This is a genomic window from Bacteroides bouchesdurhonensis (assembly GCF_900155865.1).
Lineage (GTDB): Bacteria > Bacteroidota > Bacteroidia > Bacteroidales > Bacteroidaceae > Bacteroides > Bacteroides bouchesdurhonensis.
In genome coordinates, this window is the sequence record NZ_LT707006.1 from 1,688,009 (window position 1) to 1,713,970 (window position 25,962).

Annotated in this window: 15 protein-coding genes; 9 read left to right on the forward strand and 6 right to left on the reverse strand. The window is 37.5% G+C overall.

Translation table 11 applies throughout. The annotated features are described in order from the left end of the window. Positions 1-5 precede the first annotated feature (5 nt). Entirely contained in the window at positions 6-1,190 is a 1,185-nt protein-coding gene (locus tag CZ225_RS06715) for a C1 family peptidase (protein ID WP_077153472.1), read from the reverse strand. A gap of 320 nt (positions 1,191-1,510) precedes the next feature. After that, positions 1,511-2,032, reverse strand: a complete 522-nt coding sequence (locus CZ225_RS06720) for a hypothetical protein (RefSeq protein ID WP_077153473.1) — start codon at positions 2,030-2,032, stop codon at positions 1,511-1,513. 187 nt (positions 2,033-2,219) lie between these two features. Here CZ225_RS06720 and CZ225_RS06725 point away from each other — a divergent pair, with 187 nt between their 5' ends. Both CZ225_RS06725 and CZ225_RS06730 read left to right on the forward strand, forming a co-directional pair. Next, positions 2,220-4,424: a cation:proton antiporter gene (locus tag CZ225_RS06725; protein ID WP_077153474.1), complete on the forward strand. Its 2,205-nt coding sequence runs from the start codon at positions 2,220-2,222 to the stop codon at positions 4,422-4,424. Then, on the forward strand, positions 4,421-5,281 hold the full coding sequence (locus CZ225_RS06730) for a patatin-like phospholipase family protein (RefSeq protein WP_077153475.1): 861 nt from the start codon (positions 4,421-4,423) through the stop codon (positions 5,279-5,281). Before CZ225_RS06725 ends, CZ225_RS06730 begins: the two co-directional genes overlap by 4 nt. Here CZ225_RS06730 and CZ225_RS06735 read toward each other — a convergent pair. Then, positions 5,271-6,143, reverse strand: a complete 873-nt coding sequence (locus CZ225_RS06735; protein WP_077153476.1) for an aldose 1-epimerase family protein — start codon at positions 6,141-6,143, stop codon at positions 5,271-5,273. The two genes, CZ225_RS06730 and CZ225_RS06735, sit on opposite strands and share 11 nt — an antisense overlap. A gap of 651 nt (positions 6,144-6,794) precedes the next feature. Between CZ225_RS06735 and CZ225_RS06740 the strand changes: the two genes are divergently transcribed. The 7 genes from CZ225_RS06740 (at position 6,795) to CZ225_RS06770 (ending at position 20,459) form a co-directional block, all read left to right on the forward strand. Continuing rightward, positions 6,795-7,763 (forward strand): hypothetical protein, encoded by a 969-nt coding sequence (locus CZ225_RS06740; RefSeq protein WP_129585761.1) that lies wholly within the window; start codon positions 6,795-6,797, stop codon positions 7,761-7,763. Positions 7,764-7,775: 12 nt separating this feature from the next. Next, the gene (locus CZ225_RS06745; protein WP_077153478.1) at positions 7,776-8,990 is read left to right on the forward strand and encodes a 6-bladed beta-propeller; all 1,215 of its coding nucleotides are present in this window, start codon (positions 7,776-7,778) and stop codon (positions 8,988-8,990) included. Between the two features lie 384 nt (positions 8,991-9,374). Continuing rightward, on the forward strand, positions 9,375-10,541 hold the full coding sequence (locus tag CZ225_RS06750) for an MFS transporter (protein WP_077153479.1): 1,167 nt from the start codon (positions 9,375-9,377) through the stop codon (positions 10,539-10,541). Positions 10,542-10,574: 33 nt separating this feature from the next. Then, positions 10,575-11,462 (forward strand): carbohydrate kinase family protein, encoded by an 888-nt coding sequence (locus tag CZ225_RS06755; protein WP_077153480.1) that lies wholly within the window; start codon positions 10,575-10,577, stop codon positions 11,460-11,462. A gap of 287 nt (positions 11,463-11,749) precedes the next feature. Continuing rightward, positions 11,750-14,452 carry a hybrid sensor histidine kinase/response regulator transcription factor gene (locus CZ225_RS06760; RefSeq protein WP_394334025.1) on the forward strand — a complete coding sequence of 901 codons (2,703 nt, stop codon included), beginning with the start codon at positions 11,750-11,752 and terminating at the stop codon, positions 14,450-14,452. A gap of 86 nt (positions 14,453-14,538) precedes the next feature. Beyond that, positions 14,539-20,112 carry an alpha-2-macroglobulin family protein gene (locus tag CZ225_RS06765; RefSeq protein WP_234983012.1) on the forward strand — a complete coding sequence of 1,858 codons (5,574 nt, stop codon included), beginning with the start codon at positions 14,539-14,541 and terminating at the stop codon, positions 20,110-20,112. Continuing rightward, positions 20,112-20,459, forward strand: coding sequence for an MGMT family protein (locus tag CZ225_RS06770; RefSeq protein ID WP_077153482.1), 348 nt, complete (start codon positions 20,112-20,114; stop codon positions 20,457-20,459). Before CZ225_RS06765 ends, CZ225_RS06770 begins: the two co-directional genes overlap by 1 nt. A 158-nt stretch (positions 20,460-20,617) precedes the next feature. On the opposite strand, the gene nifJ is transcribed toward CZ225_RS06770, so the two are convergent. From nifJ to CZ225_RS06785, 3 genes are read right to left on the reverse strand one after another with little or no spacing between them, the layout of a single operon-like run. Then, complete coding sequence (nifJ, locus tag CZ225_RS06775; protein WP_077153483.1) at positions 20,618-24,175, reverse strand: pyruvate:ferredoxin (flavodoxin) oxidoreductase; 3,558 nt, start codon at positions 24,173-24,175, stop codon at positions 20,618-20,620. Between the two features lie 28 nt (positions 24,176-24,203). Further along, a complete protein-coding gene (locus CZ225_RS06780; protein ID WP_077155731.1) occupies positions 24,204-24,731 on the reverse strand; it encodes a magnetosome magnetite crystal formation protein family in 528 nt (175 codons plus the stop codon). 16 nt (positions 24,732-24,747) lie between these two features. Next, positions 24,748-25,926, reverse strand: coding sequence for an ATP-binding protein (locus CZ225_RS06785; protein ID WP_077153484.1), 1,179 nt, complete (start codon positions 25,924-25,926; stop codon positions 24,748-24,750). Between the last annotated feature and the right edge of the window lie 36 nt (positions 25,927-25,962).

The following is a 25,962-nucleotide window of genomic DNA, read 5'->3' on the forward strand; positions in this document are numbered from 1 at the left end:
TTAGCTTATTTAATTCCTAATTTCTTAGCGATGTCTTTAGGAAGTGCATCTTTGTGTACTACAATATTCATTGTTTTGTAAGCAACAAATGGTTTGGAAGCATACCAGATACCTTCGTATTTTCCTGCTTTACCCCATGAGTTCTTTACCATGAAGTATTCTTTTCCATTCTGGTCTTTTGCGATACCATAAATAACCATTCCGTGATCATCTGTCGTTTCCCAGTTATCGAAGGCTTCCTGGCGCATTTCTTGTGTGATTTCCATTTCCGGACGTGGCTGGTTAGTCATTTCTTTACGTCTGTCGGCAGGAGTCTGGCCTGTCCAGCGTGCCATATCAGATCCACTTTGTTCTGTATCTTTATTTACGTCAGGCATTACTGCAATACCATCACGAGTGAAGCCTTGTTCGCTAACATCGCTACCCCATGCAAAAGTATATCCTTTGTTTACTGCATTATCCATTACAGCCATCAATTCATCGATAGGCAAGTTGTATGACAGACCGTTACGCCAGTTGTCTTGGATCTCGATTGCGAATTGAGTATAGAATGGGTGATGAGTATATGAAGTTAATGATACATAATCTTCGGCTTTCAAACCTAATGACTCAACGAAAGATTTTGGAGTGTATTCTTTGCCTTGGTAAGTAAATTTTTCAGGGCATACTCCTAAGTATGTATCATAGATAGCACTTAATCCTTTTTTCCATACAGGAGTCAGCTTGCTGAATTTTCCTTTTGCAATTGCATTCACATAAGCTCCGGCTACTGCATCTAATTCATTATGTACGGGAAGTGAATCACCATACATGATGCCTGGCATTGCTTCTTGCGGAACTAGACCGTAATTTTTCATACAATACAATATGTCATAGAAACTTCCGCCCGGGGAGAAAGAACTGTCACCGTGATAGCGTACATAGTTTGCTCCGCGGTCTTCCATCGTTTTGTGTACGACGAACATTTCTGATAGATCATGTTCACCTTTGCCTAAACGAAGCAATTCTGATTCAAGGAATCCTAAAGCGGAGAAACTCCAACAAGTACTTGAACGATTTTGGTTTTTGATAGAAGTGATCGGATTTTCTTTCACTGTTGTGAATACAAATCCTTTTTCGGATTTTGCATCTTGTGCCATAATGTTCAGGCTGAACAGACCTAAGGCAGCAATAAGTATTGTCTTTTTCATTCTTATGAAATTAATATGATTTATTTTTGAATGCAAATATAAACAATCCCTGTTGTATTTCCATCTGATTGTATGCTAATTGCATAAAAAAAGAATGAATCTTATTATATTTTAGGTCGATAGGTTCCTTTAGAGAATGTAGTGTACAGAAGGAGCGGCTATTTCGCATTGCATATCATTAGGCGTTTTCATTTCTTGAAGTGCTGCTGATATAGGTTATTGTCTTAAATATATATTGAATGTTGAAAAGAAATAACGCGGACTTTAAGAGTTTGTAAAGCTCATAAATCCGCGTTATTAAAAATATAATTCACTAAAATCTATTCCGGATTCTTTGGGGGTGCTATATAATCTTCTTTAATAAACTCGTCATATACTCGTTTGGGATGATCGAAAGAAGCTGTACCATTTCTGCTTTCATCGAAATTCGCCCGACGGAATTGTTTGAGCTTTACATTATCTTCCGCATATTCCCTTAACTTTTTATGATCTCTTTCATAAAGAGAGCTTTCAATAACTTCTGAATTGAGCAGACTTTCTTTAGGAGTAATAGTGGGCAAAAGTACTTGTTCTAATAGTCCTCGATAAGCACCATTGTACTCACACCAAACTACGTCCTGAGTTACAAATATACGATATGTATATTTCGACCATGCAGTTTTGATAGTGACTTCCTTAGCATATATTTCAATTGTAGCTTCCGACCCGTATTCTTGATCTCGGATAACAACAATGGTTCTACCATCCAGTTCTTCTAATACAGAAGTAATCCATCGGGGAGAATTCATAATTTCCTCAATGATTTTGGGCAATGTTTCTTTAATTTCAAATTGTATCCTCATAGTTTTTGCCTGTGGGTCAGGACTTTTTATACACCCGCCTTAAAACGATTAAGGTGTTCTAAAGTTATGAATTAGAAATGATAAAAGCAAGAATTAGCCTGGAAATTTAGATTTTTATGCAAACTAAGTGATGATTTTATTTGTTTTATTCATAATATATACAGCAAACTACAAAACTTCAAGATCTATGCAAAAGAGAATTAGGAAGAATTACCTTATTTATGTTACAATGCTGCTCTTCTTCGGAGGGCTTATTTATATTGCAATTGAAGAGGGAGATCGATTTTTACATCATGAAGCAAATCTTACGGTTGTACAAGGTGACCCGTTTGCCATGTTCTGTCAGTTTATGACAGATAATCTGCATCATCCGCTTACTACATTGCTTATTCAGATTATAGCCGTCTTGCTGATGGTTCGTTTGTTCGGTTATCTTTTTAATTATATCGGACAGCCTGGAGTAATAGGTGAAATTGTTGCCGGTATTGTATTAGGTCCTTCTGTATTGGGAGCTTTGTTTCCTGATGCTTTTCAATTTCTTTTTCCACCCGATTCATTGACTAATCTGGAATTGTTGAGTCAGGTCGGTCTGATTCTTTTTATGTTTGTTATTGGTATGGAATTGGATTTCAGTGTGTTGAAGAATAAAATCAATGAAACATTGGTAATCAGTCATGCAGGTATTTTGGTCCCGTTCTTTCTAGGTATTTTAGCATCTTATTGGATATATGAGGAGTATGCGGCTTCTCAGACACCTTTTCTTCCTTTTGCCCTTTTTATAGGCATATCGATGAGTATTACTGCCTTTCCTGTTCTGGCACGTATCATTCAGGAACGGAATATGACAAAAACTCCCTTGGGTACATTGGCTATTGCTTCGGCGGCTAATGATGATGTAACGGCTTGGTGTTTGCTGGCAGTTGTGATAGCTATCTCAAAAGCGGGAAGTTTTGCCAGTGCTCTCTATTCTGTAGGATTGGCTGTCGTGTATATTGTAATTATGTTCCTGGTGGTTCGTCCCTTTCTGAAAAAGGTAGGAGAGGTTTATGCAAATCAGGAAGCTATCAATAAGACTTTTGTTGCTTTTATCCTTTTAATTCTGATTATTTCATCTTGCATTACTGAGGTAATAGGCATTCATGCATTGTTTGGTGCTTTTATGGCAGGAGTAGTGATGCCTTCTAATATTGGTTTCCGTAAGGTAATGATGGAAAAGGTAGAGGATATTTCATTGGTATTCTTCTTACCCTTGTTTTTTGCTTTCACCGGGCTTCGTACGGAAATCGGTTTGATAAATAGTCTGGAACTATGGTTCGTGTGTTTATTGTTAGTGACGGTAGCTGTAGCGGGAAAGTTAGGTGGATGTGCTGTAGCAGCTCGTTTGGTCGGAGAGTCTTGGAAGGATAGTTTGACAGTAGGAACCTTGATGAATACTCGCGGATTAATGGAGTTGGTCGCATTAAATATTGGTTATGAAATGGGAGTTCTTCCTCCGTCTATTTTTGTCATTTTAGTTATTATGGCATTGGTTACTACTTTTATGACTACTCCGTTGTTACATTTAGTCGAACGTTTTTTTGTACATCGGGAAGAAAAGCTATCTTTGAAGCGTAAATTGATTTTGTGTTTTGGAAGACCGGAATCGGGAAGAAATCTTCTATCTGTTTACTATCTGTTGTTTGGACAGAAATTGAAAAAAGAACATTTAATTACTGCTCACTACACAGTTGGTACGGACTTGAATCCTTTGAATGCGGAGTACTATGCCCGGGAAAGTTTTGCTTTGGTAAATCAACGGGCAAAAGAGTTGGATATTCAGGTGGATAACCGTTATCGGGTGACTGATAAACTGGTACAGGAGATGATTCATTTTGTACGTAAAGAACGACCGGATATGTTATTGTTAGGAGCGGGTAGTCATTATCGTCCGGATGCGTCGGGAACAACGCCCGGGGCTATTTTGTGGTTGTCTTTATTTCGGGATAAGATTGATGAGGTATTGGAGCAGGTGAAGTGTCCGGTAGCAGTGTTTGTGAACCGTCATTATCGGGAAGGAGCAATGATCAGTTTGGTACTTGGAGGCATGATTGATATATTTCTGTTCTTCTATTTGGAAGAAATCCTTGTAGCTGGTCATTCTGTCCGTCTTTTTCTTTTTGATACCGATGATGATAGGTTTCGGTTGAAAGTAAGAGAATTAATGGGGAAATATCCGGGATTGATTTTCCCGGTTGGTTTTACCAAAGCTGATGATTTGATAACAGAGGATAAAGATGGTTTGCTGATTATGAGCCATCTTTCATATACAAAATTGGCGGAAAAAGAGGAAGTGTTATCTAAACTGTCTTCTTTGTTAGTGATTCGCGAAAATAAAAATAATGGAAATAAATGAGGAATTTAGAGATAGATAAATTTACAGGGTTGGTGTTGGAAGGTGGTGGTATGCGCGGAGTGTTTACCTGTGGTGTACTTGACTATTTGATGGATCGTGATATTCGTTTTCCCTATACGATAGGAGTTTCTGCAGGGGCGTGTAACGGACTATCATATGCTTCTCGTCAGCGAGGGCGTGCTAAATATAGCAACATAGATTTATTGGAAAAATATAATTATATCGGTTTGAAGTATTTACTCAAGAAGCGTAATATTCTTGATTTTGACTTACTGTTTAATGAATTTCCAGAACATATTCTTCCCTATGATTATAAAACTTATTTTTCTTCATCTGAACGTTACGTGATGGTGACAACAAACTGTCTGACGGGGGAAGCTAATTATTTTGAAGAAAAAAAAGATAAGCATAGAGTAATTGATATTGTTCGTGCATCAAGTAGTTTGCCTTTTGTTTGCCCTATTGCCTATGTAGATGGTGTTCCTATGCTTGATGGAGGAATTGTAGATTCTATTCCTTTACAACGTGCTATAGCAGATGGATATGTCAAAAATGTAGTTGTATTGACTCGTAATCGTGGTTACCGGAAAGACTCTAAAGATATTCGTATACCTTCTTTTGTATATCGGAAATATCCGAAACTGCGTGAGGCACTTAGTCGTCGTTGTGCTGTATATAACGAGCAGTTGGATATGGTGGAACGTATGGAGAACGAAGGTAAAATTATGGTGATCCGTCCATTAAAGCCAGTGATAGTGGACCGCATTGAACGGGATATTCAGAAATTGACGGATTTTTATGAAGAAGGATATGAGTGTGCAAAGAGCTTATTTGAATACCCTATGGTTATTCATTGATTTCTATTGTGTATCCTCCTTTGAAGGTCTCACCTGCTTGTAGATGTTGCATCCAATCTTTGTCTTTATATTCTCCGGTATAGTGAGTCCGGTCACATCTTCCGTACCAGGGTTCGATACATACAAACGGAGCATTCTTGCCAGGAGGTGACCATAATCCTACTACTGGTGTTGTAAAGTGAAGGCTGAGATATGCCTTTTTCTCTCTATTATATAGGGTAACGGTTTTTACCTGACTATTTTCTATAATCAATGCATCATTATCGAAAGTATGAGTATCTAATGGTAGTAATCCATCTGTTAATACTAGTGGATATTCAGTAAAAGGGTCGACACATCCTTTTTCGGAAATTAGGATATAGTTCAGATGGTCCTTTTTATTAAAGCCGAAATATCCTCGTTCTTGAACTGCTTCTTCAAAGTCAGGCCAATAAAAAGCAGGGTGAGCACCGATCTGAAAAAACATTTCTTTTTCTCCTGTATTTTTGACTTCCCAGATTACTTCGACTTGTTTATTATGAATACGATAACCTATTTCCAAACAGAAAGGATAAGGATATTTTGCCAAAGTTTCTTGATTGTTGATAAGACGGTAACGAAGTTCATCTGTTTCTTCGGAGATAAGTGTAAATTCCATATCACGAGCAAATCCATGTTGGGTTAGACTATAAAGAGCTTTTCCAACGCGGTATTCATTTTCCCAAACACTTCCTACAATGGGGAAAAGTACTGGAGAATGACGTTTCCAGAATGCGGGGTCTGCTTGCCATAAATACTCTTTCCCATTGGCAAAGATACTGCAAAGTTCAGCTCCATGGGGAGATACTTGAATGCTGATTTGAGAGTTGGATATTGTTTTCATATCATTGTTTATTATAATACGTAAAAAACGAATTAAGTTATTAATTGTCAAACTAGAATATTGATCAATTATCTCGATAAATTACTAATTGGCTATATGCAGAGTATCTCAATTTTCTATGTATTGCATAATTTAAATAGATTTCGTGTCACAAAAATAAATCAAAAATAGGATATATCAGAAATATGTTTCATCTAAATTCATAATATCCTTAAGCTAAGCATTTTCGTCAATATAATAATCATTGTCGTTTGAATGTCATTATTGTGTAAATCAGACAATCCTATTCATGGAATGAAGTTTGGAAAGTTACTCTTGTATGTTACGTTAATAAATGAAAAAATAACCTTGGATATTCGTTTGTTTAATATTTTTTTTCTTACTTTAGAAAAAGAAGGTAGGTTACGATGCGCTAATTGGATATAAAGAGTAGGTAATTACTGGATTGTTATAGGGATGCAGTTTAAAAGTATTAACATCAAATTTTAAGAAGAATAAAAAATATGTGGTGTAATAGTAGTACTGGAGATTGTACAAGAGGTACAGAAGGAACCTTAAAGATAGGATATGTCAAGTGTGAAGGCATGAAATATACTTGTTGATAAACTGAAGATGACTTATAACTCAATCTCATTTAAATATATAAATATAATGAAACTATTATTTTTTCTCATGTTATTGTTATTGATTTCATGTAACTCTAATCAAGAAAGATTGTGTATCATTGATAGTAGTGTCAAAACATTGACAGATTCCACTTTGTTGGGAGATTTAAGACAATTACAGATATATAACGATACATTATATATGTTGGATGAGGTAGATGGTAGAATAATCAAATTGGATACAGGTTTTCGGGCTGGTTCAGTTATTGATTTTTCTGGTTTAGATCATACAGGTAGTTCATTTGATCCTATTGGAATTTATGTTGATGCAGACTCTATCTATATGATGGATGCAAATGTGAGGGGAATACGGAGTCTGTCTTTAAAATGTAAACATGGACCTATAACTGAACTTATCGGGGCAACAGGTACGCGTTTCTTTATTCATCAAAATAAATTTTATGTATCTCATATAACGGAACAGAATTGTATAATAGTTGTTCCTGAAAAGGCAGCACTGAAGGATACAAATGTTGTCTTTACTGGAAAAAACTTCCAATTTACTACAGCTAAAGAGAATCTTAATAGAAATAACCGTTATCTTTTATGTGGTAAGAAGCACTACTACGCTATTTCGGATAATCAACCAATTATTGAAAAGTATGAATTGGAGACCAATAAACTTTTATATTCATTTGATTTTTCAGATGTTCCGATGATAAAATCTAATATTCACTTTATTAGATCAAAAGTGTTGGACGATAATTCTTATTATGTGATGATAGAAGATGCTTATATGTATGGAGATGCCATTTATTTATTATGTGCCACTCTTGGAAATAACTATGAGAGGAATACAATTATAAAAGTGGAGTTAGAGCCTAATATGCATGTTACTGGTGTGTATAGATTACCAGAAATATCTTATACTTCATTTTGCGCTGATGGATCTTATATTTATGCTTTTAGCAAAACAAACAACACACTTGGGCGATTCAAACTGAACGGTAACTAACTTGCGTGGATAATGGGAAATAAATATATTCTAATATTATTATTTTCTTTGTGTCTTTATATGTGTGACACATCTAATTCAAAGAATGAAAGTACTGAACTTTTTGAGATGGAAACTGATCACTTCCTTAAAGTGCAATCTATAAAGTATGGAGATACCAAATATTTTAAATCCATTAAGATTGTTAAATTGGAAACCCTTGATGAAAATTTAATTGGAGGAATAATCCAACTCGAACTATATGATAATAAGTTTTATATTTTAGACAAGTACCTGTCTGTCTCCAACTTGTTTGTCTTTGATTTAGAGGGCAATTATCTGTATAAAATCGGAACAAGGGGACAAGGTCCGGAGGAATATATAAATATTAGCTCTTTTTTCATAGATGAGAAAGAAGGGATTGTCAATATTGTTGATGGGTTGACTTCTACAGTTATCCGATACGATAAAGAGGGAACTTTCATTAATAAAATAAAACATAATAATCCACATTTAGATTTCATGGAAAAAGCAAAAGTGATAGATGATAACTTATTTTGTTATTCTGGGACGAATTGGGAAGGCAATAACATGTTTTTTGTTGTGGATAAGAATAATTTTTCTATTAAGAAGAAGATAAGAAAATATCCGGGAGAATATTTGGAGCATTTTATGATTAATTTTTGTATGCATCCTTTTACTTACATTGATGGCGAATTTCATTTTGGTGCTTTATTTACAGATACTATTTTCTCTTTCAAAAATGATACGATTGTACCTTATATGATTGCGAGGGGTAGGAAGAATATAAATTTGCATAAATTGCAGCAAGAGTTGGAAAAAGATAAATATGATTATGGGAAGACTATTGGGAGAATTGCAAAAGAAAATAAATATACTACGGGGACATCCAATTATTTCGAAAATAAGAGATACATTTTACGAGATTTCATCATAGCAGATAACTTATTAGGTGCTGTTTTGTGGGATAAAAGGGATAATGAGGGCGTATATCTTAGTAAATACATACAAAATTGTGGTCCTGAACTTTCTTCATTTATAGCAACTTTCGGAAATACAGTCATTAGAATTTGGAATAATAAGACTATACAGATGTTTAAGAATGAAATGGATGAGAATCGAATAAAAATGAGTGATTATCCACCTGAAGTGATTGACCAAATTAAGAATTATAATACTGAGGATGATAATCCGCTCTTGATCTTGTATGAATTCAAAGATGATTAAATATAAGGGAATTGATAAATATTGTAATATTAGTAATGATTTGTATGACACTATATTCATGCAAGGAGAATACATCGTTTGCTGAAATGAAAAAGATAATAGTAGAGAGGTGGAATGGCAAAAAAATAATTTATCCATAGAATGTCTTATTTACCCTTTTATCAAAAAACATCTAAAGGTATCAAATATAACAGAGAATGAAACAAATGTTTCAGTTGGTAAAGTTGATTTGCGCTACTTTTGCAGGAACAAAATTGCCGAGTCTTTTTGATTTGGAAAAGTAGTAAAAAAGAATAGGTAAAAAGGAAAAACGGATAATTACCGTATGATATTTTATTTTCAGAATATAAGTAGCATATATTAATAAACTAATAAGATAAAACGATGGAAAATACAAAAAATTCTTCTCTTTCAAAGCTTATCCCTGTGATGTTTTGCTTCTTTGCTATGGGCTTCGTCGATTTGGTGGGCATTGCTTCTAATTATGTAAAACAGGATTTGGGATTATCCGATTCTCAGGCTAATATCTTCCCTTCATTAGTATTCTTCTGGTTTTTGATTTTTTCAGTACCTACAGGTATGTTGATGAACCGTATTGGACAAAGAAAAACAGTCTTGTTAAGTCTGGTGATAACTTTCATCTCTTTACTCTTGCCGATCTTTGGTGATAGTTATATGTTAATGTTGGTTTCTTTTTCTTTGTTAGGTATTGGAAATGCTTTGATGCAGACTTCTTTGAATCCGCTTCTTTCTAATATAGTACGAGGTGACCGTTTGGCAAGCAGTCTTACTTTCGGACAGTTTGTAAAAGCAATCGCTTCTTTCTTGGCACCATTCATTGCCATGTGGGGAGCAACTCAGGTGATTCCGTCTTTGGGTTTAGGTTGGCGTGTACTATTTCCTATTTATATGATTATAGCAGTTATTGCTATTCTGTTGCTTAATGCTACGCATATTGAAGAAGAAAAAGAAGAGGGTAAACCTTCTACTTTCGGACAGTGTCTGGCATTGTTGGGTAAACCGTTTATCTTGCTCTGTTTCTTAGGAATCATGTGCCATGTTGGTATAGATGTAGGGGCAAACACTACTGCTCCTAAAATATTGATGGAACGTCTTGGAATGAGTTTGTACGATGCTACTTCAGCAACAAGTTTTTATTTTATTTCCCGTACATTTGGTTGTTTGTTGGGTACATTCATATTACGCATGATGTCTCCGAAATCTTTCTTTGGTTTCAGTGTTATTATGATGCTAGTTGCAATGGTAGGGTTATTTATATTCCACGATAAGACAATGATTTATGCTTGTATTGCTTTGATTGGTTTTGGCAACTCAAATGTATTTTCTGTTATTTTCTCTCAAGCACTACTTTATTTACCGGGTAAGAAAAATGAGGTTTCCGGTTTGATGATCATGGGACTTTTCGGAGGAACTGTTTTTCCGTTGGCAATGGGAGTTGCATCTGATGCAATAGGGCAGAATGGTGCAGTTGCAGTAATGACTATTGGGGTACTTTATTTGCTGTTTTTTACATTTCGTATTAGAAAATAATTTTATATTTGTTGAAAATAAAATTTGTTGATTATGAATAATATAATAGTAGGTATGGGTGAGGCCCTGTGGGACGTATTACCCGAAGGAAAGAAAATAGGCGGTGCTCCGGCAAATTTTGCATACCATGTTTCACAGTTTGGATATGATAGTCGTGTAGTAAGTGCAATAGGAAAAGATGAATTGGGGGATGAGATTCTGAAAGTATTCAAAGAAAAGAAGCTGCAACATCAGATTGAATGTGTAGACTATCCTACTGGTACGGTACAGGTAACGCTCGACGGTGAGGGGGTACCTTGTTATGAAATCAAAGAAGGAGTTGCATGGGATAATATTCCGTTTACGGATGAGCTAAAGCGTTTGGCGTTGAATACACGTGCCGTTTGTTTTGGTTCTTTAGCACAACGGAATGAAGTTAGTCGTGCTACTATCAATCGTTTTCTCGATACGATGCCGGATATGGAAGGGCAATTGAAGATATTTGATATTAATCTTCGGCAGAATTTTTATACGAAGGAAGTGTTGCGCGAGTCATTTCAACGTTGTAATATTCTGAAAATTAATGATGAAGAATTGGTGACTATTAGTCGAATGTTTGGGTATCCGGGTATTGACCTGCAGGATAAATGTTGGATTCTCTTGGCTAAGTATAATCTAAAAATGTTGATATTGACTTGTGGTACGAATGGAAGTTATGTTTTCACTCCGGGAGTTGTTTCTTTTCAAGAGACTCCCAAAGTGCCTGTTGCAGATACTGTCGGTGCAGGAGATTCATTTACTGCTACTTTTTGCGCTTCTATTTTAAAAGGTAAATCCGTGCCCGAAGCTCATAGGTTGGCTGTGGAAGTTTCTGCTTATGTTTGCACTCAGAGCGGTGCTATGCCGGAACTTCCTTCTGTTTTGAAAGATAAGTTGCTTTAGTTTCTCTGGTACAAGACTGATATTTTTAGATGTAAAGATAAAAACCTCTCAAAGTAAACCTATTTGCTTTGAGAGGTTTTTTATTGTACAAATAAATAAGGTGGTAACGATGTTTTAGATCAATAAGATATTTGTTTCTTCTTATTTGACTTTTAAGAGAAAACTGCTATCTTTATCCCGATATCGATAAAGAAGATTAGGATTGTATGGTAGAAGAGAAAAAAGGTAGAGAAAAACACGATATTATGAGGTATTTTCATTGGATAGGATTTTTGTATTGTTTTGTTATGACAGTGTCTTGTACACAGGATGCTTCTCGTTTCCGTATAGGTGTAGCACAATGCAGCGATGATTCCTGGCGCCATAAGATGAATGACGAGATACTTCGTGAAGCAATGTTTTATGATGGTGTGTCTGTTGAAATCCGGTCAGCTAATGATGATAACCATAAACAGGCAGAAGATATTAGTTACTTTGTGAACAATGGAGTTGATTTACTGATCGTTTCAGCTAATGAAGCCGCTCCGATGACTCCGGTTGTGGAAGAAGCATATGAAAAGGGAATTCCTGTCATAATGGTCGATCGGAAAATTCTTTCTGATAAATATACGGCATATATTGGAGCAGATAATTATGAAATAGGTCGTGCCGTTGGAAATTATATTGCTTCCCGTCTCAAAGGAAAGGGGAAAGTTGTAGAGCTGACAGGGCTTAGGGGATCTACACCAGCAATGGAACGTCACGAAGGATTTATTACTGCGATCAGTCAATATCCGGATATAGAATTGATTGATGAGGCAGATGCGGCATGGGAGAGAGGTCCTGCGGAAATAGAGATGGATAGTATGCTTCTTCGCCATCCTAAAATTGACGCTGTATTTGCTCATAATGACCGTATTGCTCCGGGAGCCTATGAAGCAGCTAAGAAAGTTGGAAGAGAAAAAGAGATGATTTTTGTGGGTATTGATGCTTTGCCGGGTGAGGGAAATGGATTGGAATTGGTACTTGATAGTGTACTGGACGCCACTTTTATCTATCCAACAAATGGTGATAAAGTGATGCAATTAGCAATGAATATCCTTCAAAAGAATCCATATCCTAAAGAAACGGTTATGAATACAGCAGTAGTAGATCATACTAATGCCCGGATTATGCAGCTTCAGACAACTCATATTTCAGAACTTGATCAAAAGATAGAAACGTTGAATGGACGAATTGGCAATTATCTTTCACGCGTAGCTACCCAACAATTTGGATTGTATGGTAGTTTGTTGATCTTATTGTTGGTGGGGAGTCTGTTACTGGTTGTTTATAAAGCACTACGTTCTAAAAACCGTTTGAATAAGGAGTTGTCTGTACAAAAGAAACAATTGGAAGAACAGCGTGATAAGTTGGAGGAGCAACGTGACCAATTAATTCAACTGTCTCATCAATTGGAGGAAGCTACTCATGCAAAACTAGTTTTTTTTACAAATATATCTCATGATTTTCGCACTCCACTGACATTAGTTGCCGATCCGGTCGAACAATTATTAGCTGATAAATCCTTGAATTCGGACCAGCACAGAATGTTGATGCTAGTACAGCGTAATGTAAGCATTCTCCTTCGTTTGGTTAATCAGATTCTGGACTTCCGCAAATATGAAAATGGTAAGATGGAATATACACCTCTTCCTTTAGATTTACTTTCATGTTTTGAAAGTTGGAATGAGTCATTTCAGGCGGCTGCCCGTAAAAAGCATATTCATTTTTCTTTTGATAATATGCCGGATACTGACTATCATACTTTGGGGGATGTGGAAAAGTTGGAACGAATTTACTTTAATTTGCTTTCAAATGCATTTAAATTTACTCCGGAAAATGGTAGAGTTACTGTGCGTTTATTGGCATTTACAAAGGAAGGACAACGGTGGTTGCGTTTTACAGTCGCTAATACAGGTTCTTTAATTTCTGCCGAACATATTCGGAATATCTTCGATCGTTTCTATAAAATAGATATGCATCATGCCGGCTCGGGGATTGGATTGGCGTTGGTAAAAGCTTTCGTTGAATTACATGGTGGTGCTATTACTGTGGAAAGCGATGAAAAACAGGGAACAGTTTTTACTGTTGAGTTGCCGGCACAAACTGGCCATTTAAATTCTTTGAATGAAGAAACAGTAGCTTCTATTACGGATTATCAGGTAGATGATTTATTGTCAGCAGAGGATAAAGAACTAGAAAAGGGATATGATTCATCCAAGCCATCAATTTTGATTATTGATGATAATGAGGATATCCGTTCTTATGTTCATGGGTTACTTCATTCGGAATATACGGTTGTTGAAGCTGCAAACGGTTCGGAAGGAATTCGAAAAGCAATGAAGTATGTACCTGATCTGATTATTTCTGATGTGATGATGCCTGGTATTGATGGAGTAGAATGTTGTCGTCGTCTGAAGAGTGAATTACAGACTTGCCATATTCCTATTATGCTATTAACAGCTTGTTCATTGGATGAGCAACGAATTCAGGGATATGACGGTGGAGCGGACTCTTATATTTCCAAACCTTTCAGTTCGCAACTGTTGCTATCACGTGTCCGAAATTTGATAGATTCACATCGTCGTTTGAAACAATTCTTTGGAGATGGACAAACTTTGGCTAAAGAAGATGTTTGCGACATAGATAAAGATTTTGTCGAAAGATTCAAGGCTTTAATTGAGGAGAAACTGGGAGATTCAAATTTGAATGTAGAAGATTTGGGTAAAAATATGGGATTAAGTCGTGTACAGCTCTATCGCAAAATAAAATCATTGACTAACTATTCTCCAAACGAGTTACTTCGTATCGCCCGTTTAAAGAAAGCGGCGTCTTTACTTGCTTCTTCGGATATGAATGTAGCAGAAATTGGTTATGAAGTAGGATTCAGTTCACCTTCGTATTTTACCAAATGCTATAAAGAACAGTTTGGAGAAAGCCCTACAGATTTTTTGAAAAGGAAAGGATAAGGATTGAGTTATAAAATAATATGAAGTTTGAAGGCTGGCTTATCTTTTTAATTCTTATTTTTGTAAAGAGGATAACTATTAATACTATGATTGCTAAACACTTCTGTTTTAAAAGTTTTTTGTTGTGTGGGTTATTATTTCTATCCGGTTGGATATATGGCCAATCCACAACTTGGGAAAACAGTTCTCCGGAGACTATGGTTTTTGAACTGACAAATAAGGAAGCATTGAAACTTATTAAAGGAAAGTTCAAGCAAAAACATTGGGATAAAGTGTTGAAGACACCATTCGCCAGTTTTACGAAAACATGGGAAGACCGACCTTCTGTGGGGCATTTCTTGTTGGCTGATGTATACCGAAACGAAGTTCGTTACCAATATGCATCGGCAATTCCTTTTCAAGTTTTTCTTTTTAAAGAATATGGGATGTTGTCTTTGCAAGTAGTTGATTCTTTAGGGACAATACGAGGGGATGCCAAAGTTCGTGTTGATGGTCAGGTTATAGATTACGAAGAGATAAGCCATACATATACAGATGATAATTGGTCACAAAATGAACAACATATTCTAACTGTGGAATTGGATAAATTTCGTGCGGTCTTCAATTTAACAAAGCATTTTGTCCCACTTTGGAATGGTAGAAGTTCATACAGCGGTAAGCCTGATTTTTATAGTTATTTGATTACTGATAAAAATAAGTATAAACCTGGTGAGACAGTGCGATTCAAGTCTTATGCTCTTTCCAGATATAAAAGAGCATTAAGGCAGGAACTTTCTTTATGGTTACGTACAGGTGGACAACATCCATTTAAGAAAATACTGTCTGTCAATCCTTATCATCCTGGAGGTTTTGCCGGAGAATTTCAATTAGTGGATTCTTTGGAACTGAAACTGGGGCAAAGGTACAGTATGCAACTTAGAGATGCACGCGAGCGTGTTGTTGCTACGACGGAATTTGTATATGAGGATTATGAACTAAACGGGAATAAATTGCAATTGAATTTAGACTCACATACACATTACTTTCCTAATAAGAACCGTTTAAATATTTGTGCCACAGACGTGAATGGGCTTCCTTTGCGAGAAACTGTTGTGGATGTGACTGTCAGAAGACAGGAGGTTCTGAAATCCTATTCGGAATTATTGGAGCTTCCAGATACTTTGATGGCTATGCAGGTAGAATTGGATGCTTTAGGTAAGGCGACAGTGGATATTCCTTCAGATTTATTTGGTGCTTCTAACTGCGTATATAATGTGGAAGTAGTATTGTTTACTTCAGATAATCAGCGGTTGGAACAGCGTAGTGAAGCTACATTCTATCATTCTTGTTATGAAATTCGTAATACCATACAGGGAGATACCCTTTGCTTGTCGTTGTTAGATTTGGGAGAAGAACGTCCTATGGAAGCATTATTGGATTATGGTGACAAGAAGAAAAAGAAAATTCATTTACCTTATAAGGAACCTTTCAAACAATCTGTTACAAAATACTGGCTAGACCTTCCTGAAATTGGATATCAGACAGGGATTTATCCCTCTGACATAGATCCTAAATTGGAGTTAATAGGAGGTATTGAGAATGATTCACTTTGTGTTTCGCTTTCCAATCCTTTGCAATTAGAGTTTTCATGGTATGTATATCAGGAAAATCAACTGTTAGGAAAAGGCTTTGGAAAAAAACTGGAATATAAACAAGGTTTGATCGATCCTTCTTCTGTTTATTATGTAGAAATCTTCTACTTTTTGGGAGACGAGGAATGTGAATTAAGACGTGCGTATACATCCTCTGCTAAACACTTGCTGATTGAGTCCGATTTGCCGGAACAGGTTTATCCGGGTCAAAAAGTATCAGCGGAATTAAATGTAACGGATGTGCAAGGACATCCTGTTGCTAATGTAGATTTGACTGCATTTTCTGTCAATAGCCAGTTGGAGTATAATATACCCAGTTTGCCTTCGTATAATAAAACACCTCGGGCGCGTGAACAACGGGTCTCTTATTCTATGGATGAAGTGGACTATTTACATACTACCACGTTGGATTATTCACGTTGGAATAGCTTGCTTCATTTGGATCAGCTTCTTTATTATCAGTTTGCCTATCCTTCGGGAAAGGTATTTCGTCATACAGTTGATACTCCTGACCGAACCACTCAGTTTGCACCATATGTAATGAAGAATGGAGAGGCGGTTGATATTTACGTGATTGAACAGAATGATGTTCCTTGTTACTTCTCCTGGACCGAACAGTTGAAAGGGTATTCTTTTCTTGCTTGTTGTCCTCAGGGAAAGCAAAAGCTAACTTTACGAATGGCGGACCGTGCTTTTGTAATTGATTCAATTGCTTTTGAACCGGGTAAGAAAACGATTCTTAGTTTTGATATGGAACATGTACCGGAAGGGATAAAGGTTATTTGGTTGAATCAGAAAAATACTCAAGAAGAATGCGAATTTACGGATATAGAGAGAAAACGATATGAACAGTATATTTGTAGGCTTCCTGTACAGGAAAATTCAGATTATACCTGTTTGAGAAGAAATGGTGAGGAATTCCCTGTTTCACTTCGAGGTTTGTCACCTGTTTATAAGAAAGTTTTATTGGTAGGGCCAATTGAACCGGCTGTTTGGCAGTATACGAATGGTGTTTCGTACAAACATGAAGGTGGGTTCTTTTATAAATTTGAGAATAATATAGTTTATAAATTTAAAGATGATAATCTTTGTCCAAAAACATTGAGTTTTTCATCTGGAGCAACGATATTAACGTTGGATGATTTCTGTTTGACTTCAGCGGTCATTCGTGATCTCTTGACCGAATACAAGAAAGGGAATATTTGGTCTCCTACTCAAATTTGTATTTCTTTGCCGGATAAGAAGTTGAAATTTCATCTTCCAAGAGATAAGAATTTTACCGGTGTAGCAAACTTACTCTTTAGAAATTGTGAAACCGGAGCATTATTATTGCCTGATACATTGATAAACGGCAGTAAGACATATGCTCATTTTCCGGTCGGCGTATATGATGCTATATTGCTTTATAATGATGGAAAGTATTTGGAATGGAATAATTTGACAGTGAAGTCTAATACTTATCTGGATGTTAATATGGAAAGTATAGCTTTGAATGAATGTGATTCATTGTCTGCATCTTGGCTTTCAGTTAGCGGTTCTGTAGGCGGCATTGGCGTTAATCAACAAAAAGGTCGGAGTATGAGTCTTAAACGGCCAACACGAAGATATGGAAATATGGTTTGTGGTTATGTAACAGCCCCTTCTGGAGAACCCATCATAGGAGTTTCTGTGATGATTAAAGGAACACAAGAGGGAACAATTACAAATATGGACGGTTATTTTGAGCTAAACTGCGGAAGAGGGGAGATACTTCAATTTTGCTATATCGGTTATAAACGACAAGAAATGCAAGCTGTTTCTGGTATGGACTTGTTTGTTACGATGGAAGAAGATAATGTTGTTTTGGAAGAAGTGGTGGTGACTGGATTGGGAAGGCAATCGAAAACCTCATTCACAGGAAGTCTGGCAGGAGTAGTTTCGGATGGTTCGGTAAGATCTTCATCTTCTGTTCCTTTAGAAGAGGCTGAGGAGATGAATGAAAAAGAAGAGACGAAAGCTGATATGGAACAACTGTATAGTGAACTGATGCAGTTAAATGGGATTCGTCGTAATTTCTCGGATGTTGCTTTTTGGCAACCACGTTTATATACGGATAAAAAAGGAAAGGCACAGTTTGAGGCGACTTTTCCTGATAATGTGACTAAATGGGAGACAGTAGTATATGCTATGAATCGACGATTGCAGACTGGTACATTTCGCCGTTCCATTCGTTCCTATAAACCGCTAATGGCTGAATTGAAAACTCCCCGTTTCTTTGTGGAGGGAGATGAAAGCGGGATAACTGGAACTATTCGTAATTATCTGGAGAAACAACAAGTCAAGGGACAAACTCTCTTTGCTGTTGGAAGTGATACATTAAACCGTCGGGAAGTGAACTTGACAGAAGGGGTTCATGAAACATTACCGTTGCGAGTTGCCAATACTGACAGTGTAACTGTGAGTTATCTTTTTACTCGTGATGATGGTTATCGTGACGGAGAAGTATATACTATTCCAGTATTATCTCAAGGTACGGAATTGGCACAAGGTATATTAGGCATTTTGCAGGATACGAAGCCGGTGAGTATACATGCCGGCGAGAATGAAGCAATTACTGTCAGTATAACTAATAATCCGTTAGATATTTATAAAGAAGCTACAAGTTATTTGACAGGGTATAAATACCTGTGCAATGAACAGCTAGCATCTAAACTAGTGGGGTTGTTATCTTATCGGCTTTATATGCAATATGAAAATGAACAAGTAAAAGTAGACAAAGATATAAAATCAATCATTCGTCATTTGCTGAGAAATCAGAATAAACAGAAATTATGGTCGTGGTGGGGTAATAGTGAGGATACATCTTATTGGATGTCGGCGCATATACTACGAGCCTTAAAGATGGCTAAGGACGAAGGATATACAGTAGAGTTAGACGTAAAAGGATTAGAAAAGGATTATATTCATATGTATCCCTATCGTGGAATGAATCTGGAGGATATTGAAATTCTCCATGCACTATCTGATTGGGGAGTCACAATTAATAGCTCTAAAGTAGCTAATCTGTTTAATCCGTTGATTAGGAAGTTGGAGCAACGGGAAGATTCGTTGATGAGTAAGAATGATACGTATGTCCCTGTATCATTCTTAAAGGACAAGTTGCTTCTTTGGGAGATGATGCAGCGGACAGATTCGATAAATGTGGGTGATAGTTTACGTCATTATCTTAAAAAGGATGTATTAGGAGGTGTATATTGTAGTGATGGACGACGTGCAAAATATTGGGAAGGAGATCATTTGATGAATACATTAATTGCTTATCGGATGGTTAAGAATGATTCTTCTTTGTGTTATTTGAAAGAAAATATGCAATTATATATTTTGCGTACCCGTCAGCAGGGATGGAATACGTATCAGGCATCCTCAGCAGTGGCTACTGTTTTATCCGATTTGTTGGCAGACTCTATAAAATGTACGGAAACAGTCGTTTCAATACATGGTAAGGAGAATAAGCAGATATCTGAATTTCCTTATCATTTCAGGTTGGAAGCAGGTGATAGCTCAATAATAGCGAAAACAGGAAATAACCTTTTGCTTTATAGCGCGTATTCTAAGAAGCGTGTGTTGGATGCTCATGAAAGTGATGCTTTTAAAATAGAATCAGTTTTGAGTAGTGACACATTGACCGCAGGTATTCCGGTTATCTTGACTGTCACTTTACAAGTGAAGCGGGAAGATGCTCAATATGTGTTGATTGATGTTCCTATTCCTGCGGGATGTAGTTATGACTCAAAACCGGTTTATACTTCTGGATGTGAAGTATATCGTGAGTATTTCAAAGAAAAGACAGTTATCTTTAGTGAAAGATTGCCGATAGGTACTTATCGGTTTAACATTCCTTTGTTACCACGCTATACAGGTAAATATACGCTGAATCCGACAAAAGTCGAATTGATGTATTTTCCGGTAGTAAATGCCAATAATAGTAAAAAAGAAATCCGGATTATGAAAAGAGATATGAAGTCATTGAATTTGAAAATGAGCAGGTGATGAAAGACTATAAGGAAAATAAAACCGTTTTATCTGAAGAATTTTGTAGCAATGTATATGGAGTTGTGAAGGAAATCCCTGCAGGTAAAGTTTCTACTTATGGAGAGATTGCTGCTCTGCTGGGTTTTCCTCAATATTCTCGTATGGTGGGTCGCGCATTAAAACAAGTGCCTCAAGATTTGTCTGTTCCTTGTCATCGGGTAGTCAATGCGGCAGGTAGACTTGTGCCTGGATGGGAAGAACAAAAAAAGTTGCTATTGGAAGAAGGGGTAACCTTTAAATACAATGGTTGTGTGGATATGAAAAAGCACTTATTTCAGCCGCTCGGACATTCTTTTTTTTCGTAGACATAAATGTCTGTATAATGCCGATAACGCAAATAATGCTCCAATCATATATCTTATTGTTCTTTTGTTTGAGGACAGTCATTTCATAAGATACAAACAAAAAAAGGTAGAAATCAGTTTCAAGATTTCTACCTTTTAATATAAAGGATGATTACTTATTATTCAATGTCTGCACCCCAGTTGCTTTTAGCTAGACGCTTGTAGCTATTATAACGCCACTTAGCATTGTCTTCAGCAGCTTGGAATAATTCAGCAGCTTCAGTAGGATACTGCTTCATTACTGAAGAGTAACGAACTTCATTCTTCAAGAACGGTTGGAATTCAGCCCAATTTGGTTCTTTGCTATCCAGTTGGAACGGATTCTTTCCTTCAGCTTCCAAAGCTGGGTTATAGCGCCACAAGTGCCAGTATCCACATGCAACAGCCTTTTCTTCTTCTTCCTGGCTCTTACCCATACCTGCTTTCAAACCGTGATTGATACATGGAGCGTAAGCGATGATCAAGGATGGTCCAGGATATGCTTCAGCCTCACGGATAGCTTTCAGAGTCTGAGCTTGGTCAGCACCCATAGCGATCTGAGCAACGTAAACATAACCATAAGTAGTAGCCATTAAACCAAGGTCTTTCTTACGTACGCGTTTACCAGCAGCAGCAAACTTAGCGATAGCACCTACTGGAGTAGCTTTAGAAGACTGACCACCTGTGTTAGAGTAAACTTCAGTATCCAAAACGAGGATATTAACATCCTTGCCGGAAGCAATTACATGGTCAAGGCCACCGTAACCGATATCGTAAGAAGCACCGTCACCACCGATGATCCATTGGCTGCGTTTAACAAGATATTGAGTCAGACCTTTCAGTTCTTTGCTATTTGGACAACCAGCAGCAATGCCTTGTTCAATAATAGCTTCAATCTGAGGCGCAAGTTCTTTTGTCTTGTCTGCATCGTTCATGTTTTCAATCCATGATTTCAGAACTTCTTTGACTTCAGCAGGAGCATTATCAGATGCCAAAATGTTATTGAATAACTTCACGATACGAGCACGCATCTTTTCGTTAGCCAATTCCATACCCAAACCGAATTCGCAGAAATCCTCGAACAATGAGTTAGCCCAAGCAGGACCGTGGCCTTTTTCGTTCTTAGTATACGGAGTAGAAGGAACAGAACCAGAGTAAATAGAAGAACATCCGGTAGCATTAGCAACCATTTCGCGATCACCGAATAACTGAGAAATCAGTTTTACATACGGAGTTTCACCGCAACCGGAACAAGCACCGGAGAACTCAAACAATGGAGTAGCGAATTGAGAGTTCTTCACGTTAGCCTTGATATCAACTAAGTGTTGTTTGCTCTTCACTTCTTTAACGCAGTATTCCCAGTTAGATGCTTCAGCTAATTGGCTTTCAAGATGTTTCATAGTCAATGCTTTGCCACCCTTCTTCGGATTACCCGGACAGATATCAGCACAGTTACCACAACCCAGACAGTCGAGAACGTCTACCTGAATGCGGAATGTCATACCATCAAATGCTTTACCTACGGCTTTCAGTTGAGTGAAGTTAGCACCCTTTTGCTCTTCTGCATCGAGTACGAACGGACGGATAGAAGCGTGAGGACAAACATAAGCACATTTGTTACATTGGATACAGTTTTCTGCGTTCCATTCAGGAACGAAAGCTGCAACACCACGTTTCTCATATTGGGAAGTTCCTTGTACCCAAGTACCATCTTCAATTCCTTTGAATGCAGATACTGGCAACAAATCACCGTCTTGTGCGTTGATAGGACGAACAACTTCATTGATGAATGCCGGATCATTGTTTTCAACTTTTGCATCGTCTGGCAGGTTAGCCCAAGCCGGATCAATAGTCAGTTGTTGGTATTCACCTCCACGATCAACAGCAGCATAGTTTTTATTAACAACATCTTCACCTTTCTTACCGTAAGACTTAACGATGAATTTCTTCATCTGCTCAACGGCTTGTTCTACAGGAATTACACCTGTGATACGGAAGAATGCTGATTGAAGAATGGTGTTGGTACGGTTACCTAAACCAATTTCCTGTGCAATTTGAGTTGCGTTGATGTAATATACGGATATGTTGTTCTTAGCGAAATACTTCTTTACCTTATTAGGCAAGTTCTTAGCGAGTTCATCGTCTTTCCAGATTGTATTCAGCAAGAAAGAACCATTCTTACGCAAACCACGGGTTACATCGTACATGTGCAAATAAGCCTGTACGTGGCAAGCAACGAAGTTCGGTGTGTTTACCAAATATGTAGAACGGATTGGAGTATCACCGAAACGTAAGTGAGAACAAGTGAAACCACCTGATTTCTTAGAATCGTAAGAGAAGTAAGCTTGGCAGTGTTTGTCAGTGTTGTCACCGATAATCTTGACAGAGTTCTTGTTAGCACCTACAGTACCGTCAGCACCCAAACCATAGAATTTAGCTTCGAACATACCTTTACCACCTAAGGCGATTTCTTCTTCCTGTGGAAGAGATGTGAAGGTAACGTCGTCTACAATACCAATGGTGAAGTGATTCTTTGGCATCGGCATAGCCAGATTCTTAAATACTGCGATAATCTGAGCAGGAGTAGTATCTTTTGAGCCCAGACCATAACGACCGCCAACAATTACCGGAGCATTTTCTGCACCGTAGAAGCAGTCTTTAACGTCAAGATATAGAGGTTCACCGTTAGCACCCGGTTCTTTTGTACGGTCAAGTACTGCAATACTCTTAACAGTCTTAGGCACAGCAGCCAAGAAGTGTTTAGCAGAGAACGGACGATACAAGTGTACAGCAACCATACCAACTTTTTCGCCATTTTCTACCAAGTGGTCGATAGCCTCGCGAGCAGCTTCTGTTACAGAACCCATTGCGATAATTACGCGTTCTGCATCTTCTGCACCGTAGTAATCGAACAAACCATATTTGCGGCCTGTGATCTTATAAATTTCATTCATATATTCTTCTACGGCAGCCGGAACTGTTTCATAGAAGCTGTTGCATGATTCACGATGTTGGAAGAAATGGTCAGGATTTTCAGCCATACCACGAGCAACCGGATTCATTGGATTGAGTGCGCGGGCGCGGAATTCAGCTAATGCTTCTTGGTCAATTAGCGGAGCAAGATCTTCATTTTCCAACATTTCGATCTTCTGAATTTCGTGAGAAGTACGGAATCCGTCGAAGAAGTTCACAAATGGTACACGAGTTTTAATAGTAGCTAAGTGAGCTACACCGGCTAAGTCCATAACTTCCTGTACGGAACCTTCTGCCAACATAGCAAAACCTGTTTGGCGAGTAGACATAACGTCTTGGTGGTCACCGAAGATACACAGAGCATGAGAAGCCAATGTACGTGCAGATACGTGGAATACGCAAGGCAAGAATTCACCAGCAATTTTATACATGTTAGGTATCATCAGGAGAAGACCTTGAGAAGCAGTATAAGTAGTGGTCAATGCACCAGCTTGTAATGAACCGTGAACAGCACCCGCTGCACCGGCTTCTGATTGCATTTCCTGTACCAATACTGTTTCGCCGAAGATGTTCTTACGTCCTGCGGCAGCCCATTCGTCTACGTACTCAGCCATAGTCGAAGAAGGAGTGATGGGGTAGATAGCTGCTACTTCAGAAAACATATATGAGATATGTGCTGCAGCTTGGTTACCATCACAAGTGATGAATTTCTTTTGTTTAGTCATAACAAAATTAAATATTTAAGTAAATAAATTATTTCAAAAATGGAATGGAAAGCGGGTATTTCCATGCTTGTCCGTTCAGTCCTTTGATTCCTCCGATAACAGGAAAAATCAAGCATAAAATACAAATAATAGCACTAACAGGCAAAAGCCAGAATATACTTCCGAAAAGTCCGAGTGCGTTTGAAAGTGCTCCGCTTGCAATTGCAGCGGGAAGACTGGCAACAAATGCTATTACAAATATTATTCCAAAGATAAACCAAGTGATATACCAGTTTAGGATATATTTTCCTTGTTTGTTGATTTGTTCCGAAGAATTCTTACCCATTGCCCATAGTACGATAGGAATGATCCATCCAACGTAAGGAACAAGGATTAGAAAATTCATTAAAGCCAGATAAGAGCTTTCTTGCAATCCCATTGGAATCTCTTGGCTAGGACAGGAATTTATAGTTTCATCTTCAGCGAATAACTTCTGTTTCTCAGTCTTAAATTCTTCTTCAGTCAGTGCACCGGACTGGCGTAGTTTGTTCAATTCATCTAACTTCTTGTAATTCATAATCGTACTTTTTGTATTAGTATAAGAATCCAAACATCCAGAGAGGTATCTGATTTCCACGACCTATTTCTGCCTTATGCAGAGCATAAATCACCTCTGGATTGTTTTTTACTCTTGTACCTTCAAGACAAATCTTGAACGGCATTACTTCATCTACTAAAAATGAAGTATTTTTATCCCCTTTGTACACTTTATGATCTTTCCATAAAGTATTAACGAAAAAGGTATCGAGTACATCTTGTTCCTCCACTTTAACCGGATAAATAGAATACATCAAGTTAGAGTTGTGCATCATAATCTTTGATGGTTTCTTTGGGAACTCTTCTCCCTTAGGATAAACTAGATTGATGAGGCGTGCATCTGCCAAATACTTAATATAATTCATTACCGTCGCACGGGAAGTCTGTATATCGCTGGCCAATTGACTGACATTGGGTGCTTTTGGACCATCGACAGCCAACAAATATAGTAATTTTTTTATCTTTGAGAGATATTTCAGTTCAATTTGTTTGATAAGCAAAATATCTACTTCCACCATCATGTTCATTGTCTTCAATAAATTCTCCGAGAAATTACGCTTTTCAAGGAAGAACGGGTAGAAACCATGATGAATGTAATCCTGAAGATAATCCAACGGACGGACTTTAGAAAGTACCCCTTTGGCTATTTGCTCGTGGCTGTTGAGAATTTCTTCAAGGCTATAGGAACGGAATTTCATACCTGTTTGCAGATTTAGGTATTCGCGGAAAGAAAAACCACGTAGATTATAGCTCTTAACAATATCGCATAGCTCAAGATTTTCTTCTTTCAAGCGCATGACGGAAGAACCGGTAAACACAATTTTCAGGTTCGGAAATCGGTCATAGCACATACGTAACTCTTTACTCCATTCGGTATGTTTAAACACTTGGTCGATCAGTAACACTTTACCTCCTCGTTTTTGAAACTCATAGGCAAAGTCAACAAGACTATGTCCCGAGAAATAAAAGTTGTTCATATTGATGAACAAACAAGAACGGTCGGTTCCGAATTTCTCTTTGGCGTATTGGAGGAGGAAAGTGGTTTTTCCTACGCCACGTGTCCCTTTAATACCAATCAAACGGTCACTCCAGTCGATCTCATCCATAAGATCGCGGCGAACAGGAGCATTTGTGTGTTCGACAAGGTAAGCGTGTGTGCGATAGAATGATTCCATTTCTGTTCTTTGGTTTTCGGATGGCAAATATACTGC

Bases quoted from the DNA above. Each gene is read 5' to 3' on its own strand.
- CZ225_RS06740 (WP_129585761.1), top strand. From the start codon at position 6,795: ATGAAACTATTATTTTTTCTCATGTTATTGTTATTGATTTCATGTAAC.
- CZ225_RS06720 (WP_077153473.1), bottom strand. From the start codon at position 2,032: ATGAGGATACAATTTGAAATTAAAGAAACATTGCCCAAAATCATTGAG.
- CZ225_RS06715 (WP_077153472.1), bottom strand. From the start codon at position 1,190: ATGAAAAAGACAATACTTATTGCTGCCTTAGGTCTGTTCAGCCTGAAC.
- CZ225_RS06760 (WP_394334025.1), top strand. From the start codon at position 11,750: ATGACAGTGTCTTGTACACAGGATGCTTCTCGTTTCCGTATAGGTGTA.
- CZ225_RS06785 (WP_077153484.1), bottom strand. From the start codon at position 25,926: ATGGAATCATTCTATCGCACACACGCTTACCTTGTCGAACACACAAAT.
- CZ225_RS06735 (WP_077153476.1), bottom strand. From the start codon at position 6,143: ATGAAAACAATATCCAACTCTCAAATCAGCATTCAAGTATCTCCCCAT.
- CZ225_RS06780 (WP_077155731.1), bottom strand. From the start codon at position 24,731: ATGAATTACAAGAAGTTAGATGAATTGAACAAACTACGCCAGTCCGGT.
- CZ225_RS06765 (WP_234983012.1), top strand. From the start codon at position 14,539: ATGATTGCTAAACACTTCTGTTTTAAAAGTTTTTTGTTGTGTGGGTTA.
- CZ225_RS06725 (WP_077153474.1), top strand. From the start codon at position 2,220: ATGCAAAAGAGAATTAGGAAGAATTACCTTATTTATGTTACAATGCTG.
- CZ225_RS06745 (WP_077153478.1), top strand. From the start codon at position 7,776: ATGGGAAATAAATATATTCTAATATTATTATTTTCTTTGTGTCTTTAT.
- CZ225_RS06750 (WP_077153479.1), top strand. From the start codon at position 9,375: ATGGAAAATACAAAAAATTCTTCTCTTTCAAAGCTTATCCCTGTGATG.
- CZ225_RS06755 (WP_077153480.1), top strand. From the start codon at position 10,575: ATGAATAATATAATAGTAGGTATGGGTGAGGCCCTGTGGGACGTATTA.
- nifJ (WP_077153483.1), bottom strand. From the start codon at position 24,175: ATGACTAAACAAAAGAAATTCATCACTTGTGATGGTAACCAAGCTGCA.
- CZ225_RS06730 (WP_077153475.1), top strand. From the start codon at position 4,421: ATGAGGAATTTAGAGATAGATAAATTTACAGGGTTGGTGTTGGAAGGT.
- CZ225_RS06770 (WP_077153482.1), top strand. From the start codon at position 20,112: ATGAAAGACTATAAGGAAAATAAAACCGTTTTATCTGAAGAATTTTGT.